Source organism: Flavobacterium sp. 22659, from assembly GCF_052044235.1.
In the GTDB taxonomy this organism is placed as follows: Bacteria; Bacteroidota; Bacteroidia; order Flavobacteriales; family Flavobacteriaceae; genus Flavobacterium; species Flavobacterium johnsoniae.
In genome coordinates this window covers 215,620-238,405 of record NZ_JBQEMU010000001.1, presented here as the reverse complement: position 1 = coordinate 238,405, position 22,786 = coordinate 215,620, and the positions used below count along the sequence as shown (strand labels likewise).

The window sequence follows — 22,786 nt, the reverse complement described above, 5'->3', positions numbered from 1 at the left end:
AGAAATATGTTATTTTATATGTTTTTCATTTTCTCTAATTGACGAATAAGCAGTATCTTTGCTCACTTTAAAATAAGTTTACATGTCATTATCACAAATTCTTACACCTTCTATACAAAAAGCAATACAAGTATTATTTGACGTTTCTGTCGATAAAATCGAGTTTCAGACTACCAGAAAGGAGTTTGAAGGCGATATTACAATGGTAATTTTTCCTTTGTTGAAAGTTATTAAAAGCAATCCGGCAGAACTGGGAAATAAAATAGGAACTTATCTGGTAGAGAATGTTTCTGAAGTTGCCCGCTTTAATGTAGTTTCAGGTTTTTTGAATATTGTAATTTCAGACAGTTATTATGTAGATTTCTTTAACGGAATAAAAGATCAAAAGCAGTTTGGCTTTTTATCTCCAAATCCAGAAGAAAAAGCAGTAATGGTTGAATATTCTTCACCAAATACAAATAAACCATTACACTTAGGTCACGTTCGTAACAACTTGTTAGGATATTCTGTTGCAGAAATTCTAAAAGCTTCTGGTAAAAAAGTATACAAAACCCAAATTATCAACGACCGTGGTATTCATATCTGTAAATCGATGCTGGCCTGGGAAAAATTTGGAAACGGAGAAACTCCTGAAAGTTCAGATTTAAAAGGTGATAAGTTAGTTGGTAAATATTATGTAGAATTTGATAAAGCTTATAAAACAGAAATTAATCAATTAATTGAAACGGGTAAAACCGAAGAAGAAGCTAAAAAGCAGGCTCCAATTATTATTGAAGCGCAAGAAATGCTTAAAAAATGGGAAGCCGGTGACGAACAAGTTATAGCACTTTGGAAAAAAATGAACCAATGGGTTTATGATGGTTTTGCAACAACTTACACAAACCTTGGAGTTAATTTTGATAAATACTATTACGAAAGCAATACTTATTTATTAGGTAAAGATGTAGTTCAGGTTGGTCTTGATAAAGGAGTATTCGAAAAAGATCCTGACGGTTCAGTTTGGATTGATTTGACAGATGAAGGTCTGGATCGTAAAATTGTATTACGTTCTGATGGAACTGCAGTTTATATGACTCAGGATATCGGGACAGCAATTCAGCGTGTAAAAGATATGCCGGATGTAGGCGGGATGGTTTACACTGTAGGTAACGAACAGGATTATCATTTTAAAGTATTATTTCTAATCCTGAAAAAACTTGGTTTTGACTGGGCTTCAAGTTTATATCATTTATCATACGGAATGGTTGATTTGCCTTCTGGAAAAATGAAAAGCCGTGAAGGAACTGTTGTTGATGCCGATGATTTGATGCAGGATATGACCGATACAGCTAAACAAATTGCTGAAGACTTAGGAAAATTAGACAGCTATTCGGCAGATGAAAAAGCAAAATTGTATAAAACAATTGGGCTTGGTGCTTTGAAGTATTATATTTTAAAAGTTGATCCTAAAAAACGTATTTTGTTTAATCCGGAAGAATCTGTAGATTTTGCTGGAAATACAGGGCCTTTTATTCAATATACTTACGCGAGAATCCAATCCATTATTCGTAAAGCCGATTTTGATTTTTCTAATAAAATTGAAATTGAAGAACTGCACGAGAAAGAAAAAGAATTGGTAAAACAAATCGAACTTTTCCCTGAAGTAATTCAAAATGCGGCACAAAATCACAGCCCTGCATTAATTGCAAATTACACTTACGATTTGGTAAAAGAGTATAATTCATTTTATCAATCTGTTCATATTTTAGGTGAAGCAGATTTAACAAAGAAAATTTTCAGAGTGCAGCTTTCTCAAAAGGTTGCCGAAGTGATAAAATCAGCATTTAGCTTATTAGGAATTGAAGTTCCGGAAAGAATGTAAGAAACTTAATAATAATGAAAATTTAAAAGCCGATAGTTTTTTAAAACTCTCGGCTTTTTTTGTTTAATTTTTCTATAGATAATTTAGACGCAATATCGTTCTATAACGTTGTAGAAGTTAATTTTTAAGTTAAAAGCGTAATTTTTGTAGGAAGAGTTTTTTAATTGTATTAATTTTCCTGCTTTATTTAAGATTAGGCATTGTTTTAGTTTTTTTTAAATGAATTTTAGCATTTTGTGAAATGCATTTTTGGGCAAGGTTTTTTAGTTAAATTGCTGCTGCAGAGATAAAAGATAGATGTATAATTGAGTGAATAGCTGAATTTAAAGATACCTCCTTATATTCATTTTTAACTATTTTGAATTAGTACCCCTTTTAGTAAAAATAATAAGGAACAAACCGTCTCTCAAGACGGTTTTTTAATTAATAAAAAAAGCCGGCAGTTTTTAAACTACCGGCTTTTTTATAACTAACACAAATATTTTATTTTACGAATTTATTGATGATCGCATCAGATTCTGCTTTTGCAGCGTTTGGTTTTAAATCAAACAATAAAGAGTAAAGCGCTTTTCTGTCAACTTTAGCTTCTAAATTCAAATCCTGGTGTCTGTCAAAAAGAGTCTGCCATTTGTCACGAACGTTTTTCCAAAGAGCATTATTTTCTTTCCACCATTTTTGAGCAGCGATACATTTAATATCCGGAACTTTAGTATAAACATCAAATCCTTTTTCCTGAGCTAATAAAACATCTTTACCAGCATCGTCACGAACAAGTTTATCATTATCCTGCTCATGATTCCATCCTGTTGCAGTTATTTCGTGAATGTTTCTTCTTTTTAATACGTTATAATCGTTACGTTTTGTCTGCTCTCTTCTTGGAAGCGGAGCATCTGCAACGTTAGCCCAGTAATCCTGCCCGTCTACATGTACCCAAGTTGAAGATCCTTCATATCTCGGACTGTCGTCTACCTGATATACTTTTTGAGTCCATTGACCTTTAACAGCTTTTTTGTCTAATTTTTTATATTTCCAAGAATTTCCTTTATCAAACGAATATAAGTCTGTGTTTTCATATAACCAGTCTTGTCTCCAGTGTTTAATGATCATATCATCACTTACAATTAATAAGTGCTGCATTGAGATTTTATTTGGAGTATCTTCTAATAACTCAACCCATTCTAATGCTGATTCATGTTTAGTTTCAGATGGTTTGTATGTAAGAGAATCTTTAGGATATGAAAATGTTTCTGTGAAATTAAACTTTACTTCATAACAACCACACATAGATTTGATAGATTTTATGTCTTGTTGTTTTTTGTCCTGACTGAATCCAAGACTGCAAGTTAAAGCCATAATGGCTGAAAGATAAAGGCTTTTTGTAATCATAACTTTTGTTGGTTTTTAAATTTTTTGCAAATATATAAATTTAATTTAGAACAATTAAAAATAGTTATATATTTGCATCGATTATTAAGACTTAATAAAAATAATGAAAATAAAAATTACTCTTTTTGCAGTTTTGCTTTTGTCTCAGGTTTCTGTTTCTCAAGAAGTTAAAAAAGATAGTGTTTCAGCAAACGAATTGTCAGAAGTTAAAGTTACTACTGCGACAAGAACAGAAAGGGTACTTTCATCATTGCCTTTGCCAATGACAATTATTACATCTGAGGCAATTATAAAATCTGGAGTTACAAGATTAAATGAAATTTTAAGTGAGCAGACAGGAATTATTTTGATTCCGGACGAAAGTGGTTTTGAGGGAATTCAAATGCAGGGTTTAGATGCTGCTTATACTATGATTTTAATTGACGGTGTACCGCTTGTTGGAAGAAGCGCCGGTGTTTTGGACCTTTCAAGAGTTTCGGTTGGAAATATAGAGAGAATTGAAATTGTAAAAGGAGCTTCCTCAGCATTGTATGGTTCTGAAGCTATGGGAGGAGTAATAAATGTGATTACTAAAAAACCTAAAAAAGATATGTTTTCGGGTAGTCTTTCTTATAGATATGCTACATTTAATACTAATGATGCAAATACAAATCTTCTTTGGAAGAAAAAGAAATTTTCAGCAAATCTTTTTGCAAATTTTTATTCTACAGATGGGTATGATTTAGATAAAAGTACACCGTTGAAAAATGTAGAGCCATTTTACAACTTTACGATTCAGCCGAAAATATATTATGATTTCTCAGAAAACTTGAAGTTAATTGTAAGTAACCGTTTTTATGACATGAAGATGGATAATGTGGCGATTATTGATTCTGAAAATTATAAAGGAGATGCAAAAGAAAAAGAATGGAACTCACAGGTTAAATTTGAACATAAATGGAGTTCTAAATTATATTCTGAATATGAATTCTATACTACTAATTACAAAAATGATTCGTTTTTAAATGATGCAAATAATGTTCTTTATGAAAGTGCTTATTATAATCAATGGCTTCTGCGTCCGGAGATTAGGACTACGCTTTCAATAAAGAATGATAAATTGACAGGAGGTCTCGGATTAAATTATGAGACTTTGGATAGGACATATTTTGATAAAAAAGTAGAGTTTAATTCACAATATTTCTTTTTGCAATATGATTGTAATCCAACAGAAAGATGGAATATAATCGCTGGATTTAGATATGATAATCATAGTGTATATGCCTCACAATTCAGTCCGAAACTTGCGGTAAATTTTAAGATTAATGAAAACTTTTCTTTAAAATCTTCAGTAGGATATGGTTATAAAGCACCAGATTTCCGCCAATTATATTTTGATTTTACAAATCCTTCTGTTGGTTATACTGTCTTAGGGTATAATGTAGCCGAAGCGCGATTAAATCAACTTCAGGAGCAAGGGCAGATTTTAAGCAGAGTAGATGGAGTTAACTTCAATAATCCGTTAGAAGCCGAAAGTTCAATAAATTTCAATTTTGGAACTTTTTATAAAAAGAATAAGTTAAGATTAGATGTTAATGCTTTTTATAATTCAATAGAAAATTTAATTGATACTCGTGTTGTAGCCCAAAAAACAAATGGTCAAAATGTTTTCAGTTACTTTAATATAAGCCAGATTTTTACTTATGGTTTAGAGTTCAATTCAACATACGACTTTACCAAACAATTATCTGTATCATTTGGATATCAGTATCTAACAGCAAAGGATAAATCGGTGGTTGATAATTTCGAGGATTATCAATACATACGTAACTCAGATTTACAAACTGTGCAAATTAAAAAGTCTGATTATTTCGGATTGTATAATAGATCAAAACATACTGCTAACGTTAAAGTTGCATATTCTATTCCAAAAATTAAGACCGATATTAATCTACGAGTTTTTTATAGAAGCAAATATGGGATGTTTGATACTAACGGAAATCAAATTTTGGACAAATACGACAAATTTGTCAGCGATTACTTTATAACCAACTTATCAATTTCAAAATATATCGGGGATAAATTTATGCTTCAGACAGGAGCCAATAATTTACTTGATTTTACAGACCCTAGTCAAATTAGTAACCTGGCAGGAAGGCAGCTTTTTGCACGAATTCAATATAATTTTTAATCAACATTTATTTAACACATTTACAAAATGAAAACAAAATTCTTAAAACTTTCGCTTTTAGCACTATTTATCTTTACAGCATCTTGCAGCAGCGATGATGATAAAAATGAAGTCGTGCCTGTAGTAACTACAAAAGTTTCTAATATTGCTGCACCGCAAACTGGAGGACAAGGACAACCAGCAGGAGGAGCATTTGCAAAATTCAGTTTTTCTCAAAACAAACTAGTAACAGATAATAGCTGGGATATCGCTTTTCGCGGTACTACAATTATTGTAAATGGTGGTGCTAAAATTGGTATTGCAGATGAACCTGAAAGAACAGGATCTGGTGCAGTAAGCATTGTGTCTGGTACTTTTGCAAGCGTAACTGCATTTCCTGCAGCTAGTACTTTTGCTCAAGATGCTGCCGCTGTTTATTCAATCCCTACAGGAAGCGGTAAAGGCTGGTATTCTTATAATGCAGATACTCATATCATTTCCCCTATTGCAGGAAAAGTATTTGTAGTAAAAACACATGATGGTAAATATGCAAAATTTGAAATATTAAGTTATTATAAAGATGCTCCAGCAAGTCCAACACAAACTTCTGAGTCACCATACTATACTTTTAATTTCGCATACCAGGCAAACAGCACTACAACTTTCTAATAAAGTTTTACCAACCTCGAATGAATTATTATTCGAGGTTATTTTTTAATTTATAGTTGGTTTTAACATGAAGAAAGTTACTTTTATTTTGTTCTAAGTTTTTTATAAAAAAGATTAAAACAGATAAAGTTATTTTCAAATAAATCACATCAAAAATTTAGTTAATCATTAGCTTTGTTTTTTTATTTTTTTTTGATTTAAGAGGTTAGAATTTTCTAACCTCTTTTTTTTATTTTCTTTGTTGTTAAAATCAAATAGAAATGAACGATTTAATTCTATCTTTGCGCAGCAATTTTTTAAAACGGAATTAACAGGAATATTGATAATTAATTTCTGTGATGCCATTCTCAATATATAATTAATAAGTGAATACAAAATCATATTTCTTTCAGTCTTTTGCAATAGTTGCATTGGCATTTGTTGCTTTCATTGGGTTTAAACAGATTCTTCCGGATAAGATTTTTTCAGAAGGAAAAGTAGATTCCAAAAATGTACTTATTGATAGTCTGCTTCTTGAATCAGTGGCAAAAGATTCTTTGTCTCTGGATGGGGATAATATTGCAGATAAATCTGGTCAGGAAAAAATCGTTTATGATGCATCTGAAGGAATTGAATTTCCTTCTGAAACATTTGATAATTATAAAGGATATCAATACCTGATTTCTTTTTATGAAAAATTATATCAATTAGAACAAAACCCGCAGGGGCACGTTAGAATTGCCTATTATGGAGATTCTATGACCGACGGTGATTTGATTGTACAGGATGTTCGTATGAATTATCAGGAACATTTTGGAGGAAATGGAGTTGGCTTCGTATCTATTATTTCAGAATCATCGGCTTCAAGAGGTTCTGTAAAAACATTGTTTTCTAAAAACTGGAAGATACAATCTTATTTAAATGTAAAAAAACCAACAAGTCCGTTTGGAGTAAACGGTCATGTGTTTTTTGCAAATGACAAATCTAATACGACCTGGGTTCAATATGAAGCCGGATTGAATAAATATTCAACTTCTTTAGATAATCCAACATTATTTTACGGAAGATCTTCTAAAAAAGGAAATGTAAATTTTATTATTGGAAAAGACACTTTAAGAAAAAATCTTTCACCAAACAATTTGGTGAACAGTTTAAAAGTAACTTCTGGAAGTATAAAATCTTTCAAAGCTAATTTTATCCACGCCGATTCTATTCCTATTTTTGGATTTAATTTTGATAACGGAATAGGAGTACACGTTGATAACTTTTCTCAAAGAGGAAACTCAGGACTGCCAATTTCTATGTTTGATGCTAATGTAATGCAGGCTTTCAATAATAGTCTAAAATACGATTTGGTTATTCTTCATTACGGAACAAACGTATTGAATTACGGAACTAAAAATTATTCATGGTATCAAAAAGGAATGACTAAAACGGTAAATAAAATAAAAGAGTCGTTTCCGGGAGTTTCTATTTTGATTGTTTCAACAGCTGATAAATCGACTAAATATGATTTAGAAATGAAAACAGATTCTGCTGTTGTGCCATTAATGAATGCTCAAAAAAGATATGCTTTGGATACTGAGTCAGGTTTTGTAAATTTATATACTTTAATGGGCGGTGACGGCTCTATGGTAAAATGGGTCGACGAATCTCCGGCTAAAGCCAATAAAGATTACACACACTTTAACCAAAGAGGAGCAAAAGCCATTGGTAATTTGTTATATAGTCAGTTAAACAAAGGTTATGAAGAGTATAAAGCTTTACGTGAAAAGCGTGATGGAAGCGTTAAACCTAAAGCAATTAAAAAACCTAAAGCAGATTCCGTATCTGTCAAAAAAGATAGCGTAAATGAATAAACTACTTATTTTCTTTTGTTGTCTTTTTTTCTCAACAAATGATAAACCCGAAACAACAGTCTCACTTCCAATAACTAAAAATATGGTTAGCAAAATCGATTCAACATCGGTCGAAACTTATACAGGAAATCACATCTATAATGCTAAAGTTTTAGAAAGTGTTTTTAAGAGATTGAGGGATAATGAAAGCGACAACAATCAAAAAATAAATATTGTTCATATTGGAGATTCACATATTCAGGGTGATTTAATGACCAATAAAATAAGAAAGTTACTGCAGCAAAAATTTGGAAATGCAGGCCGAGGTTTTGTTTTTCCGTATCAATTAGCCAAAACAAACGGATCGTATAATGAACGTTTCAGCTGTAACAGAATTTGGGAAAGCTACCGAAATATTTATCCGGTTAGAAATTATCCTGTAGGTTTAAGCGGTATTGGACTTTGGAGAGATACCGGCGGATTTGTAATGGAAATGAGTGTTAAAGATGCTGCATATAAGTTTAATACCATTCAGATCATTACGCCCAAAAATGAGAATATGTTTGATCTGGCTTCTGGATCTCAAACCAAGTTTGTTGAAACCACAGAACGAAAAGTAATTACTCATAAAATTAAAAAAGGAGAAGCAATCTCTGTAATTGCAGATAAATATGATGTTTCGGTTGCCGAAATTAAAAGAGCAAATCAGCTGAAATCAAATAATATTCGTGCAGGAAGGATTTTAAAAATTCCAACCAATCAAACGCAGCCAAAAAATATTAAAACATCAGAGTTTGTACCTCTGAATCTTGAATCTGATGCATTTTGTCATTATTATAAATCAGAAAAAGCTTTAGACAGAATTTTTCTTATTCCGAATAAAGAGGCTAAAGATTTTGAATTAAACGGACTTGTTTTAGAGAAAAATGCTCCAGGAATAACCTACAGCGGTATTGGTGTAAACGGTGCAAAGTTTTCGGATTATAATAAATATCCTTTGTTTTTTGAACAGTTAAAAGCATTACATCCTGATCTTTTAATTTTTTCTTTAGGAACAAATGAAAGTTTCGATAAACTGGAAGCATCAGAATACATTAGAAGATTAAGAGAGTTTATCAAAAACATAAAAGAGCAGAATATAAATGTTCCTATAATCGTCATGACTTCGCCTCCTTCTTTGTTTAGAGGAAGAAAACCAAATCATTTTGTTGGAGAATATGCACAGCGAATAAATGATATTGCCGAAAAAGATGGATTTGCCGTTTGGGATTTATATGATGAATTAGGCGGCTTAAGCGGAATAGGACAGCTGAAAGCACAAGGGTTAATAGGTAAAGACTGGGTTCATTATTCTAAAAAAGGATATGAAAAACAAGGAAGTTTGTTTACCGAGGCGTTTTTAAAAGCATACGATAATTTTAAATTAAAAAAGTAAGTTGACAACAATAGACAGCATTAATAATTGGTTCATTCAAAATTTTGGTGCAATTACAATAGAACAAGTTGAAAGCTGGTTTGTTTACAATCCAGATGAGAAGCTATTATTTAATACCGGTTTATTCTTAGGATTATTTCTGGTATTTTATTTTGTGTATGGTTTTTTACGCAAAACATTTTATTTAAGATTAACGTATGTTATTCTCTTTTCGCTTTTCTTTTACTATAAGTCAAGCGGTATTTACTTTTTACTTTTATTGCTTTCTTCGGTAGTAGATTATGGTTTAAGCCAGATTATCTATAAAGAAACCAAAGACAGCACCAAGAAAATATATTTGGTAATAAGCGTTATCTTGAATTTAGGATTATTGGGTTATTTCAAATACATGAATTTTATGATTGGAACATACAACGATATGTTCAATGGCAATTTAAAATTTCATGATATATTTCTTCCGGTTGGAATTTCGTTTTATACTTTTCAATCGATGAGTTACATTATCGAGATTTATCGCGAAGAAATTAAGCCGACAAAAAACTACATCGAATACCTATTTTTCGTTTCGTTTTTTCCGCAGTTAGTTGCCGGACCAATTGTACGCGCAAAAGATTTTCTTCCGCAGATTTATCAAAAACTGAATCTGACTAAACAAGATGTAAACAATGCCTTGTTTTTAATTATTGGCGGATTGATTAAGAAAACCGTAATTTCAAATTACATCTCGGTAAACTTTGTCGATCGTGTTTTTGATACGCCAATGAATTACACGTCATTTGAAAATTTGATGGCTTCTTACGGATATGCTATTCAAATTTATTGTGATTTCTCAGGATATTCAGATATGGCAATTGGAATCGCTTTGTTGTTAGGATTTAAACTGCCTGCCAACTTTAGAACACCTTATAAATCAACTTCGATTACGGATTTCTGGAGAAGATGGCATATTTCTCTTTCAACCTGGTTAAAAGATTTCTTGTATATTTCGATTGGTGGAAACAGAGAAGGTTCATTCGCCGGATATTTATTCCCGAGTTTGTTCTTCTTTGGATTGTTGCTTTGGGGAATTACAAATTACAATATCAGTATAATTCCGTTGATTGTTGCATCAGTTTCGATTGCTGTTTTTTGTTTGTCATTTCTGCTTTCAAGCAAAAAGAAACAAACTCTGGTAACCAATCTAAACCTTTTTACCACAATGCTTTTAGGCGGATTATGGCATGGAGCCGGAGCGCAATTTATTATTTGGGGAGCTTTACATGGATTAGCTTTAGCGGTTCATAAAATTTTCCTTGAATTCTTTCCTGCTAGAAAAGACGGAAAAAGTAATTTCTTGTGGACCTTCTTTTCAATTTTAATCACATTCCATTTTGTAGTTTTCTGCTGGATCTTTTTCCGCGCCAGAGATTTCGAAACTGCATTACAGGTAATTAATAATATTGGTCAGTTAACTTTCGAACCAGAACATTGGCAGGCTATTGTTTTAGGATATAAAAATGTGTTTTTATTAATGCTGTTTGGATACGTTTGGCATTTCCTGCCGGAAGTTATTACAAACAAAATGAAGTTCGTTTTCGACAGAACACCATTATTAATAAAAGCAATAATTCTGGGCTTTGTTTACTGGATTGTTTATGCAACTGCCGTTGCCGGTTCACAGCCGTTTATTTACTTCCAGTTTTAATTTTAAGGTTCAAAGTGACAAAGTTACAAAGGCGCAAAGGTTTATTCTTTGCGCCTTTTTTCTTTTGCCGCAGATTAGAAGGATTAAAATGATTCTTTTTCAAGCAGATTTTGCAGATTATGGCAGATTTTATTTTTTTTGAATTTGAATAATAATTTCTGTGAATCTGCTTAAATCTTTTTATCCCGATAGTTATCGGGAGCGTAAAAAAAAACTTTGCAACCTCGCGATTTTACGAGCAAAAAAACATAGCGTTCTTTGCGTAAACCTTTGCGAACTTTGCGGTTAAATGCAGCTAAATAAAAATTGCCTGAAATATCTAATTAGATTATCTTTGCACTTCAAATAAAGAAAAAGATATGTTTGATAATTTAAGTGATAAGTTAGATAAAGCGTTCCATATATTAAAAGGACACGGTAAAATTACAGAAGTAAACGTTGCCGATACTTTAAAAGAAGTTCGTCGTGCTTTACTTGATGCCGACGTTAACTTTAAAATTGCTAAAGATTTTACAACCAAAGTAAAAGAAAAAGCAATTGGTCAGGACGTTTTAACAACGCTTCAGCCAGGACAATTATTGGTGAAGCTGGTAAAAGATGAGCTGACTGAATTAATGGGGGGTGATGTTGCCGGAGTTAATTTATCTGGAAATCCAAGCGTTATTTTAATGTCGGGACTTCAAGGTTCTGGTAAAACTACTTTCTCAGGAAAATTAGCCAACTTCTTAAAAACGAAGAAAAATAAAAAACCACTTCTTGTAGCGTGTGATATCTACCGTCCTGCGGCGATTAATCAGTTACATGTAGTTGGAGATCAAATAGGTGTTGAAGTATATTCAGAACCAGAAAATAAAAATCCTGTTGAAATTGCTCAAAACGCAATTAAACACGCAAAAGCAAACGGATTTAATGTAGTTATCGTCGATACTGCAGGGCGTTTAGCAGTAGATCAGGAAATGATGGATGAAATTGCACGCGTACACAAAGCAATTCAGCCGCAAGAAACATTGTTCGTTGTCGACTCTATGACAGGACAAGACGCTGTAAATACAGCAAAAGCTTTCAACGATATCTTAAACTTCGATGGAGTTATTTTAACAAAATTAGATGGTGATACTCGTGGTGGAGCAGCAATCTCGATTAAATCGGTTGTAAACAAACCAATCAAATTTGTAGGTACAGGCGAGAAGATGGAAGCAATTGATGTTTTCTATCCAGATCGTATGGCTGAGCGTATCTTAGGTATGGGTGACGTTGTGTCCCTTGTAGAAAGAGCTCAGGAGCAATTTGATGAAGAAGAAGCTAGAAAACTTCAAAAGAAAATCGCTAAAAACGAATTTGGTTTTGATGATTTCCTAACGCAGATTCAACAAGTAAAGAAAATGGGTAATATGAAAGACTTGGTAGGAATGATACCAGGAGCTTCAAAAGCCATGAAAGATGTAGAAATAGAAGATGATGCTTTTAAACATATAGAAGCCATCATTCACTCAATGACTCCGGGAGAAAGAAGTAAACCAGCCATTATCGACGTAAAAAGAAAAGCCAGAATCGCTAAAGGTTCCGGAACTAAAGTTGAGCAGGTAAATCAGTTAATGAAGCAGTTTGACCAAATGAGCAAGATGATGAAGATGATGCAGGGGCCAGGCGGAAAAAATCTGATGAAAATGATGGGAGGCATGAAAGGAATGCCAGGAGGAATGCCGAGATAAAATAATAAAAAGTTTCAAGTTTAAGGTTTCAAGTTAAGAGACCAAAACTTGGAACTTTTTTAATTACATAAATATTTAAGTTTCGTTTTCAATTTGAAACGTGAAACAAAAGAAAACTTTAAACCTGAAACAAAAACAAATGCAGCTACTAGACGGTAAAAAAACATCTAACGACATTAAAAACGAAATTGCAGCCGAAGTTCAATCTATAAAAGCAGCCGGAGGAAAAGTACCTCATTTAGCAGCTGTTTTGGTTGGAAACAATGGAGCAAGTTTAACTTACGTAGGAAGTAAAGTAAAATCATGCCAGGAAATTGGATTTGATTCTACTTTAGTAAGTCTGCCGGAAACGATTACCGAAGATGAACTTCTAGCTAAAATTAAAGAGTTAAATGAAGATGATAACCTAGACGGATACATCGTTCAATTACCATTGCCAAAACATATCGACGAGCAGAAAATTTTATTAGCAATCGATCCTGATAAAGACGTTGATGGATTTCACCCAACTAACTTTGGCAGAATGGCTCTTGAAATGGAAAGCTTTATTCCGGCAACGCCATTCGGGATTATGGAATTGTTAGAGCGTTACAAAGTTGAAACTGCAGGAAAACATACTGTTGTAATTGGAAGAAGCCACATCGTAGGACGTCCAATGAGCATCTTAATGAGCCGTAAAGGAAATCCTGGAGATTCTACAGTTACATTAACACACAGCCGTACTAAAGACTTAGCTGAATTTACTAAAAATGCAGATATCATTATTACAGCTTTGGGAGTTCCGGAATTCTTAAAAGCAGACATGGTAAAAGAAGGTGTAACCGTTATCGATGTTGGAATTACTAGAGTAGAAGACGTATCAAATGCAAAAGGATACGTTATTAAAGGCGACGTTGATTTTGACGGCGTAAGTAAAAAAGCGTCATTCATTACACCAGTTCCAGGCGGAGTAGGACCAATGACAATTGCAATGCTGCTTAAAAATACACTTTTAGCAAGAAAAATGAGAAGCGCAAGAAATAAATAAAATTGCGTCAAAATATATTTATAAAGCCTGTTCGATTGAGCAGGCTTTTTTTATTTTTTAAACACATAGAAACATAGAATTTAATTTTTTTAAAGAATACAAAAGAAAAACAAATTTCTTCCACATAGTTTACTCGATTGCTGCTATGTTGTTTTAAAAAAAGTGAAACGCCTTTTTTTACAGTTACAATATCTACGTTTCTATGTGTTTAAAAAATCTGCCAAACTCCCATTTTAATATATAATTAATAGTTTAAAGTTTTGGATCTTAAAAATAAAGGATACTTTTGCAGCACTTAAAAAAATAACACTTCTCCAAATGGACGATTATTATTATTCGTTAGTATTAAATTAAGCAGCTTTTGAAGTTTCAAAATGCTGCGCTAAAAACCTGTATTTTGAAATGAAAGCCTTTTACACAAACAACAACGGATTGGTAGAAATCCAAAAGTGGACTTCAAATTGCTGGATTCACATCGAATCTCCAACAGAATCAGATAAAAATTACTTATTAGAAGAACTTCAGGTTCCTGAAGCTTTTTACAATGATATCGAAGATATCGACGAAAGACCACGTATTGAAATTGAAGACGGCTGGACGCTTATCATTATGCGTATTCCAGTTAAAAGTGGCGATATCAAAATACCTTTTCATACCGTTCCTCTCGGAATCATTTTTAAAGATGACATCTGTGTGACCATCAGTTTTTATAAAACAGAAATCATTGCCGATTTTGTGTCGTATTCACAACGTAAAAACATCGAAATTGAAGATAATTTCAATCTTGTATTAAGGTTGCTTTTGTCATCAAGCGTTTGGTATTTGAAGTATCTAAAACAAATCAATCACAAAATAAAACTTGCCGAGGATAACTTAGAGAAATCAATCAAAAATGAAGAATTACAAGCATTGCTTCAAATCGAGAAATGTTTTGTATTCTTCATCACTTCACTAAAAGCAAATGACGTTTTGTTTCAAAGAATCAAAAACCTAAAAGCACATAAAGCCAATTACGACCCTGAATTATTAGAAGATGTCGAAATCGAATTAAATCAGGCTCAAGACACAGCCAATATTTACAATAACATCTTGACAGGAATGATGGATGCCTATGCTTCTGTAATTTCAAACAATATGAATACAATCATGAAACAGATGACTTCAATTTCGATCATCTTAATGATTCCAACCCTAATCGCGAGTTTGTACGGAATGAACGTACCAAACGGTCTTGAAGAAAGTAGATACGGAATCTGGATCCTGCTTTTAGTTTCTATTATTTTATCCACTTTTGGAGTCTTTTTATTCAAAAGAAGAAGATGGTTTTAAAACTATAAGTTGCAAAGCAGCTCTCTTAAGAAAGCACTTTTTGTAAGCTTTAGAGAAGCGAAGTATTCGTAGCAAAGAATAAATATTTACAATACAAAGCTCCAGCCGAGCGGCATATATTTTAGATTATCAAAATATGCCGCTCGGCTGGAGCTTTTTTATCTTTTCTTATTAAAATTATATTCCGTCAGGGCTGTTTTTTGAGAACCTTTAAATGTTTTTAAATTATAAATAGATTTTTTAAGTGTGTGAAAATTAACTCTTTGTTTGATTTTAGTTTTAATTCCTATTTTTTAACAATAAGTTATTATTTGTTTTAATTTATAATGTAAGTTTGTCCCTAATAAAACAAACGATTTAAGCCTGTTACAAGTATATCAGTCCCCATGATTAAAACTTTTAAATTCCACGCATTATTCTTTCATTTAATTCTTTTAAATAAATTTTTCTCAATACGAAGCAGAATAAAAATGCTGCATTTTTTTGTGTTTTTCTTGTATAGCATTTCCTCTTTTGCACAAAAAAACACCGTTATCAGTGGTAAAGTTGTTACCGAAAAAGATTCGCCCATCGAATCTGCAACTATTTATTTAATGCATCCTAAAGATTTTTCTATAGTTGTTTATACGCTTTCGGATAAAAATGGTCACTTTAAATTAGAAACTAAATCAGGATCTCAAAACAGTATTTTAAAAATTTCGGCCGAAGGTTATCTGGAGTTTTCGGATACAATAGAAAAACCCGCTCAGAATATAGATTTGGGAGTTGTCAGACTTATGAAATATGATGTTGAACTGGATGAAATTATTATTAAAAACGAAGCTCCTATCCGAATAAAAAAAGATACCATAGAATTTAATGCTTCTTCTTTTAAGTTACGTCCAGATGCCAATGTAGAAGCTTTGTTGAAAGAATTACCCGGTGTAACAATTGATATGAACAAAAAAATAATGGTCAATGGAAAAAAGGTAAACCAAATATTAGTTAACGGGAAACCTTTTTTTGATGCAGATGGAAAAATAGCACTTCAAAATCTTCCTGCTGAGCTCATAAAAAAAGTATAGGTTTCAGACACTAAAACCAAGGAACAAGAATTTACGAAACAAGCTTCGACATCAGAAAATGTTTCAATCAATTTGACAATAGACAAAAAGAAGAATAAAGGCTTTTTTGGCAAATTATTAGGCGGTTATGGAAGTTCAGAAAGATATGAAAGCAGTGCTTTACTGAGTTATTTTAAAGATAAAAGACGTATCAGTTTTTTAGCTTCTTCAAATAATATTAATGCATCTGGTTTTTCTATGAATGAGGTTTTTGATAATATGGGAGGCGGAAGAAACGATGGTTCAGGCGGTTCTTTTGGGAGCAGAGGCGGAATAATAAAATCGAATATGATTGGGATAAGTTATACTGACGAATGGTTTAAAGGAGAAAGCACAGATTTGAACTATTATTTTAACAATTCTAATGTAGACAATACTAATAAAACATCAGAACTTACTTTACTTCCAACAGGTTCTTTATTGTCGAAATCTGCTTCAAAAAGCGATCAGGATTCTAATAGACATAATGTAAGTTTAAATTTTGAGTATAAAGTTTCCCCTTCAATAAAAGTTTTTTTTGCACCAGCTATTCAAACAGGAAAAGCGGTCTCAGTAAATGCCTTTGATAGAAAAACCTGGGATGAGAATAATCAGTTAATTAATTCCAGTAATTCTTTTAATACAACTGAAAGTAATAATACGAATTTCAGAAATAATCTTAGATTTTTTTTAAATGCTAAAAAAGAAGGACGATACTTTACCGCCTCTTTTGAAAACGAGAATTCACGAAACGATTTAGATTCAAAGGTAAATTCATTGACCGTTTTTGCAGAAGGAACAAGTCCTGACGATTTGCGTAATCAAAATGTTACTCAGAAAAACAATAGAGATAAATATACAGGAAATCTTCAATATTTTGAACCAGTAACAGATTCGTTAAGACTGAATTTTTCAGTAATTACAGATTATGAAAAAACAAGCGATGATAAAAAAACATTCGACCGCAATGGTCAGGATATGGAATACGATGTCTTTAATGAATCACTTAGTAATTTTAACTCTTTTAATAGTTTTGGTGTGAACCCTAAAGTGGGTTTTAATATGAGCATAAAAAAACTTGATTTATCGGCATCTACAGGGACTTCTGTTATCAGGACAGAAAATCATGCATTTTATTTAAATGAAACAATAGATTTGAATAAAAATTATTTTATCCCAAACGGATCCATTAGTGCCAATTACAGCATTTCACAATCTCAGAGTGTATTAATGATGTATGAGCGTAAATATACAATTCCAAGTAGTAATCAGGTTTTGGCAGTTGCTAATTTAGATAATCCTTTAGTGGTTAGAACAGGAAATCCTAATTTAAAAGCTTCAACTTTTCATTTTTTGCAGACAGGTTATTCAAGTTATAATTTTGAATCAGATTCAGGTTATTTCCTTCATTTTAGTACTACCTATTTTGATAGTCAGATTGTGGGAGCTTCTGCTTATAACAGTTCAGGTAAGCAGATTTCAACTTTTGATAATGTTGAAGGTACATATGATATGTTACTGGCAGGAGAATGGAACAAAAGGATAAAGAAAGATGTGAATACTTTTGGACTGCGGTTTTCTATGTATGCTAATTATAATTTAAATAAAGGTTTTACAAACAACCAGCTGTATGAGGCAAAAGCATTTAGACTCAATCCCGGCTTTGGATTTACGTATGAATATGGTGAATTGTTAAATATCAAGCCGTATTATAATTTTACATATAATGACATTCGATATAATAATACCTCTTTAAGTTCAACTTCAAATACAACTCATAATTTTAATGTCGAAATAACAAACTTCTGGCCTAAGAATTGGGTTTTTGGAAACGACTTTGGTTACAACTATAATTCAAATATTTCTGGGCCATATAAAAGAGATTTTTATTTATGGAACACTAGTTTGTCCTACAAATTCGCGAAACAATTTACATTCAAAGTAAAAGTTTATGATTTGCTCAATCAAAATCAGAGCACTTCGAGAACCATTACTTCAACAGCTGTTGTTGATTCAGAAAGCAATGTTTTAAAGCGTTATATCATGTTTTCTTTATTGTATAAATTTAAAAATTTTGTAACCAATGAGAGTTAGTCTTTAGAAAGTAAATTAATTCTAAGATTAGTTTTTTGAAAAAAGCGATCTTTTTTTATTGCTGTTTCAAAATAAGTGATAACTTTGTAATGCAAAGTACTTTAATTATGAATCAAAAGCACCAAGAAGATTTAGCACATATTCGTTCCATGATGGAACGCTCTTCAAGATTTATATCATTAAGCGGACTTTCTGGAGTTTTCGCAGGTCTTTCGGCTTTAATTGGCGGAATCTATGTTTACCAGCTGTTTAAAGCAAACGGAATGGATTATTTAAATGATGAGCATAGATTGTATTCTGCCAATCTGGTATCAGAATTATTCTGGATTGGAATTACAATTTTAGTATTTGCATTTGCATTCGGAATCTTTTTTACTATTAGAAAAAGCCGAAAATATAATTTACCAATCTGGACATCGGCAACTAAAAAAATGGTATTCAACCTTGCTGTGCCCTTATTTGCAGGCGGGATATTCTGCCTGGCTTTAATGCATCATGGCTATTATGGTTTAGTAGCACCGTCTACTTTAATATTTTATGGATTAGCCGTTATAAATGCTGAAAAATATACATTTTCTGATATAAAATATCTTGGTTTTTCGGAACTGATTTTAGGATGTATTGCACTTTTTAATATAGGATATGGGTTGATTTTTTGGATTCTGGGATTCGGAATTCTGCATATCATATACGGATTAGTGATGTTCAAAAAATACAAATAACCCAATGGGAATTATTGATAAACTAAATAAAGATTTTGAAAGCCGTGTCAGACTGGGTATTATGTCCATTCTGATGGTTAACGACTGGGTAGATTTTACCGAGATGAAAACACTTTTAAATATCACCGATGGTAATTTAGCGAGTCATTCCTCAGCATTAGAAAAATCAGAATATATCGAGATTAAGAAAGAATTTGTGGGCAAAAAGCCTAAAACATCTTATCAGGTAACACCGCTTGGCCGCGCGGCGTTTAAAGAGCACCTTTCTTACCTCGAAAAATTAATGAAATCGTAGTAACTATATTTTTTTGTCTAATAACTTTGAAATGCAAAGTACTTTTAATTTTAGAATCATGAAAAAACATCAAATTATTTTAGCTTGTACAGTAATATTTACACTGCTTTTTTACAATCAGTCTCCTGGGGTTAATCTCTCAATTTTTGGGGTAATACTAACGCTTTTAATTAGTTACTTCTTTCAGGAGAAGTTTGTCGACAGGTCACACTTAGTTCTGGTTGTAACCTCTATTTTGTCTTGTTTTGCTTTTGCATGGTATGGAGATGCAGCTTCATTTTTTGCTTTAGCATTGTCAATTCTGTTTTTACAATTTAAAACCCACGATGGAGAACTTAAAATTGTACAGATTTTTCCATTGATATTCTTAAACGGAATTACATCGTTAGGACGAGTTTTTCTTTTTAACCAATGGCTTCCTGAACGAAAAATTCATAATGACTTTGCCAAGAGGATAGTGGCATTTTTTGTAATTCCGCTCCTGTTTTTAGGATTGTTTTTTATTGTTTACTCTTTCGGAAGCAATCATTTTTCATCATTATTTACAGATTATACTTTAGATATTGATATTTTTCAATTGATCTTAATCAGCATACTTGGATTTTATGTTTCATTCAGTTTCTGGAATTACTGGGTGCCAGATGTCTGTTATGAATTCAACCCAAAACTTAGCAGCGAATTCAGTAATATTTCTGAAGTAAAAAATCAAAGTACATTTTCATTTCTCGATTTGGATTTTGAAAGAAAAAGCGGTGAAATCACATTATTTCTATTGAATATTATGCTTTTGGTTTTCATAGGAACGTATAATTACGAACAGTTTTTTGAAGTAATCGAAAAAACGAACCTAAGTGCAGATACGCACGAACGTGTAAATGCAGTAATTTTTTCAATTCTAATGGCAGTCGGTGTAATCCTGTTTTATTTTAAAGGAGGTTTTAATTTTGATGAAAAAGCGCACTTACTAAAAAAACTTGCCAAAGTATGGATTGCCTTAAATGTGGTTTTGATTGTAAGTGCCATGATTAAAAACACAGAATATGTTTCGTTTTACGGTTTAACTTATAAACGTTTGGAAGTTTACGCTTTCTTAATTCTTGCCATTATAGGATTAGTTTATTCTTTTTTAAAAATAACAAAACAAAAAACAAATGCCTACCTGGTAAATCAGATGGTTTGGTATTTCTATGGTACCATTTTAATATGCAGTTTTTTTAATTGGGGAAATCTAATTACTAATTATAATATCTCAGTAAATAAAGGTGTGGAACCTAAATTTTTAAGCGGTTTGAACTTCAATGATGAATCTCGAAGAGAGTATTTTAAAAAGAATAACCTAGATGGACAATACCCTGAAGCAGTGAGAGAAGAAATGATAGGAAATTATCAGGCAGCAGGGTTTTTATCGAAGGCTTTATATTATGATTTTGTGGAAGTTAAGTGATAAAAATGTTAAGAAATCTTTATGGAAAATTAATTTATTTTTATAAAGATTTTTTTTACTTATAGCCTTGCTAATTAATTTCTATTATAAGATATTTGCTGACAAATTGTTAAAGTTAATATAAAATCTTAACCTGCAGAAAACTATGAAAAAAATTACTATGATTCTTTTTATAACATTCGCCGGCTTAACTGGTTTCGCCCAGAGAACAGCTGATGAAGTTTTAAAAATGAACTCAAAAATCGAAGATTTAATGCAAAATCCTATCACAGGGGTGATTGTTGTTAAAGAAGGGAATGTTGTAAAGGGGATCAACCCTGAAACTAAAGCAGAAGCTTGGAGTTTTGATGCTGATAAAGCTGTTGGTGAAGGAACTACACTTGAGGCATTAAGCAAATTAGACACAGACAACTTATTTGCAAGCAAAAGAATTTTAAAGAATATCGATGGTACTCCATACATTGAAGCTTTAGTGAACTACAAAACTGTTTTAATCAATACTCTTGATGGAAAAGTAGTTTACAATTCTGCTAACTATAAATACACTGTTTTTAACAGTCAATTTTTATATGGTGAAAACCAATATTTAGTAAAAGGTGCAGAAAACGGAAAAGTGATCGCGTCATTAATCGACCTTAATACAGGAAACGTATTATGGAAAACAGAGCAGGGAGATGCAAAAAGCGCATTTGCTTCGATGTTTACTTTTAAAGCAAACTTTTCTAACGAAGCAGAAGTAAGTGCTAATACAATCTATTCTCTTTACATGGGTAGATTATCTGCAATTGACAGAAATACAGGTGCTTTAAAATGGGTTGGAGAATTAGAATACACAAAAGTATTCCCAACTCAAAATGATAAAAACTTAGTTGTAATTAACAGCAAAGGATTAATTTCATTTAAACAATACTTAAACGTATTAGATGCTGAAACTGGAAAACCAATCTGGGAAGATGCTATCAAAACAAAATACATTGTTTATTTAGAAGACTGGGGAGATAAAATCCTGGTAGCTCACAACAGCGGATTCAATTTTTATAATTTAAAAGACGGATCTAAAGTTTGGAAAAAAGATGCTCGCGGCGACGGATTGAAAAAAGTAATTTCTATTGATGGTGATTACTTATATGTTGCTGAAAACGAAATGATGCTGATTGACAAAGACGGTCAGAAAAAATGGAAAAGCTTCATCGAAATTTCTGATGATAAAGAAGATGCAATTAACTATTTAGGTAAAGTTGATGATAAAGTTTTATACTTAACAGCTACTTATGGTAACATGGTAGATTATAAAACGGGTAAAAAATTATGGAGAGGAAACTTGAAATTCAACGCAAAACGTCCTTTATTAAACGTTTTTGACGAAGAAAATAATCAATTCTTAGTGTATAACGACGAAGAACTTTTCAAATTCAATACTACTGTAAAAGATAAACCGGACGCATTTGCAAAGGTTAATATCAAAAAAGAAAAAGAATTAAATTCTATCGAATTATTTTCATGGGGAGTAGCCCTTTCTGGACCTACAGAAGTTATGGGAGTAAGTAAAGAAGGAAAAGTTTTATACCACAGAATCTATACACAGCCAGGTGACGGAGGAAGAGCTTGGGGTCAAGCTTTAGCAACTGCAGGATCTATTGGTTTAGGAGTTTCTGCTGGATATAATGCTGCTGTAGGATCTGAGTGGAGAATGGTTTACATTGATCCGGCTACAGGACAGGAAACAGGTTCAAGTGTTATTAAAAAACAAAACGACAAACAATTAAACAGAGCAGCAAAACAAGCAGCAGGTTCTGCAGCATTAGCTGACGTTTCTAAAAGATTTTCACAGCGTTTTGATGCAATGAGACAAAGCCGTGATTTCTCTTATATCTTTGCTAAAGATGAGGCAACTCAGAAAAAAGTTTTAGTTAAAGTAAGAAAAGATGACGGAACAGAATTAGATAAAATCTTATTCGAAAACATGCGTCCAATCTATGAAGTAGATTTTGCTACGCAGTCAGTTTACTACATTTTTGAAAATGAATTAAGAATTTTTAACAACAAAATCTAATTCAAAATTTAAATAAAGCAAAAGGCG

At 32.1% G+C, this 22,786-nt stretch carries 16 protein-coding genes; 15 read left to right on the top strand and 1 reads right to left on the bottom strand.

What is annotated here, in order from left to right:
• Positions 1 to 82: 82 nt before the first annotated feature.
• On the top strand, positions 83 to 1,861 hold the full coding sequence (gene argS / locus ACTJIW_RS01165) for an arginine--tRNA ligase (protein WP_012022357.1): 1,779 nt from the start codon (positions 83 to 85) through the stop codon (positions 1,859 to 1,861).
• Positions 1,862 to 2,344: 483 nt separating this feature from the next.
• Here the strand turns inward: argS and ACTJIW_RS01160 are convergent, their stop codons facing one another.
• A complete protein-coding gene (locus ACTJIW_RS01160) occupies positions 2,345 to 3,247 on the bottom strand; it encodes a DUF6607 family protein (RefSeq protein WP_274251345.1) in 903 nt (300 codons plus the stop codon).
• 103 nt (positions 3,248 to 3,350) lie between these two features.
• Here ACTJIW_RS01160 and ACTJIW_RS01155 point away from each other — a divergent pair, with 103 nt between their 5' ends.
• The 14 genes from ACTJIW_RS01155 to ACTJIW_RS01090 all read left to right on the top strand — a co-directional run bounded on the left by ACTJIW_RS01155 (position 3,351) and on the right by ACTJIW_RS01090 (position 22,759).
• Complete coding sequence (locus ACTJIW_RS01155) at positions 3,351 to 5,417, top strand: TonB-dependent receptor plug domain-containing protein (protein WP_440715343.1); 2,067 nt, start codon at positions 3,351 to 3,353, stop codon at positions 5,415 to 5,417.
• A gap of 27 nt (positions 5,418 to 5,444) precedes the next feature.
• Positions 5,445 to 6,065, top strand: a complete 621-nt coding sequence (locus ACTJIW_RS01150) for an HmuY family protein (RefSeq protein WP_121360184.1) — start codon at positions 5,445 to 5,447, stop codon at positions 6,063 to 6,065.
• A 365-nt stretch (positions 6,066 to 6,430) separates the two neighbouring features.
• A complete protein-coding gene (locus tag ACTJIW_RS01145; RefSeq protein WP_440715344.1) occupies positions 6,431 to 7,903 on the top strand; it encodes an SGNH/GDSL hydrolase family protein in 1,473 nt (490 codons plus the stop codon).
• Positions 7,904 to 7,985: 82 nt separating this feature from the next.
• Positions 7,986 to 9,317: an SGNH/GDSL hydrolase family protein gene (locus tag ACTJIW_RS01140; protein ID WP_254796540.1), complete on the top strand. Its 1,332-nt coding sequence runs from the start codon at positions 7,986 to 7,988 to the stop codon at positions 9,315 to 9,317.
• Between the two features lies 1 nt (position 9,318).
• Entirely contained in the window at positions 9,319 to 11,001 is a 1,683-nt protein-coding gene (locus ACTJIW_RS01135) for an MBOAT family O-acyltransferase (protein WP_440715345.1), read from the top strand.
• Between the two features lie 359 nt (positions 11,002 to 11,360).
• Entirely contained in the window at positions 11,361 to 12,713 is a 1,353-nt protein-coding gene (gene ffh / locus ACTJIW_RS01130) for a signal recognition particle protein (RefSeq protein ID WP_012022351.1), read from the top strand.
• 139 nt (positions 12,714 to 12,852) lie between these two features.
• Positions 12,853 to 13,740, top strand: a complete 888-nt coding sequence (locus ACTJIW_RS01125) for a bifunctional 5,10-methylenetetrahydrofolate dehydrogenase/5,10-methenyltetrahydrofolate cyclohydrolase (RefSeq protein ID WP_440715346.1) — start codon at positions 12,853 to 12,855, stop codon at positions 13,738 to 13,740.
• Positions 13,741 to 14,142: 402 nt separating this feature from the next.
• On the top strand, positions 14,143 to 15,069 hold the full coding sequence (locus tag ACTJIW_RS01120; RefSeq protein WP_440715347.1) for a magnesium transporter CorA family protein: 927 nt from the start codon (positions 14,143 to 14,145) through the stop codon (positions 15,067 to 15,069).
• 470 nt (positions 15,070 to 15,539) lie between these two features.
• Entirely contained in the window at positions 15,540 to 16,133 is a 594-nt protein-coding gene (locus ACTJIW_RS01115) for a hypothetical protein (protein ID WP_440715348.1), read from the top strand.
• A 72-nt stretch (positions 16,134 to 16,205) separates the two neighbouring features.
• Positions 16,206 to 18,245 carry an outer membrane beta-barrel protein gene (locus ACTJIW_RS01110; RefSeq protein ID WP_440715349.1) on the top strand — a complete coding sequence of 680 codons (2,040 nt, stop codon included), beginning with the start codon at positions 16,206 to 16,208 and terminating at the stop codon, positions 18,243 to 18,245.
• A gap of 107 nt (positions 18,246 to 18,352) precedes the next feature.
• Positions 18,353 to 18,967 (top strand): hypothetical protein, encoded by a 615-nt coding sequence (locus ACTJIW_RS01105; protein ID WP_440715350.1) that lies wholly within the window; start codon positions 18,353 to 18,355, stop codon positions 18,965 to 18,967.
• Between the two features lie 4 nt (positions 18,968 to 18,971).
• The gene (locus ACTJIW_RS01100; protein ID WP_179007906.1) at positions 18,972 to 19,262 is read left to right on the top strand and encodes a winged helix-turn-helix domain-containing protein; all 291 of its coding nucleotides are present in this window, start codon (positions 18,972 to 18,974) and stop codon (positions 19,260 to 19,262) included.
• A 58-nt stretch (positions 19,263 to 19,320) separates the two neighbouring features.
• Complete coding sequence (locus ACTJIW_RS01095; RefSeq protein WP_440715351.1) at positions 19,321 to 20,706, top strand: DUF4153 domain-containing protein; 1,386 nt, start codon at positions 19,321 to 19,323, stop codon at positions 20,704 to 20,706.
• A gap of 145 nt (positions 20,707 to 20,851) precedes the next feature.
• Positions 20,852 to 22,759, top strand: coding sequence for an outer membrane protein assembly factor BamB family protein (locus ACTJIW_RS01090; RefSeq protein ID WP_121360193.1), 1,908 nt, complete (start codon positions 20,852 to 20,854; stop codon positions 22,757 to 22,759).
• Positions 22,760 to 22,786 lie beyond the last annotated feature (27 nt).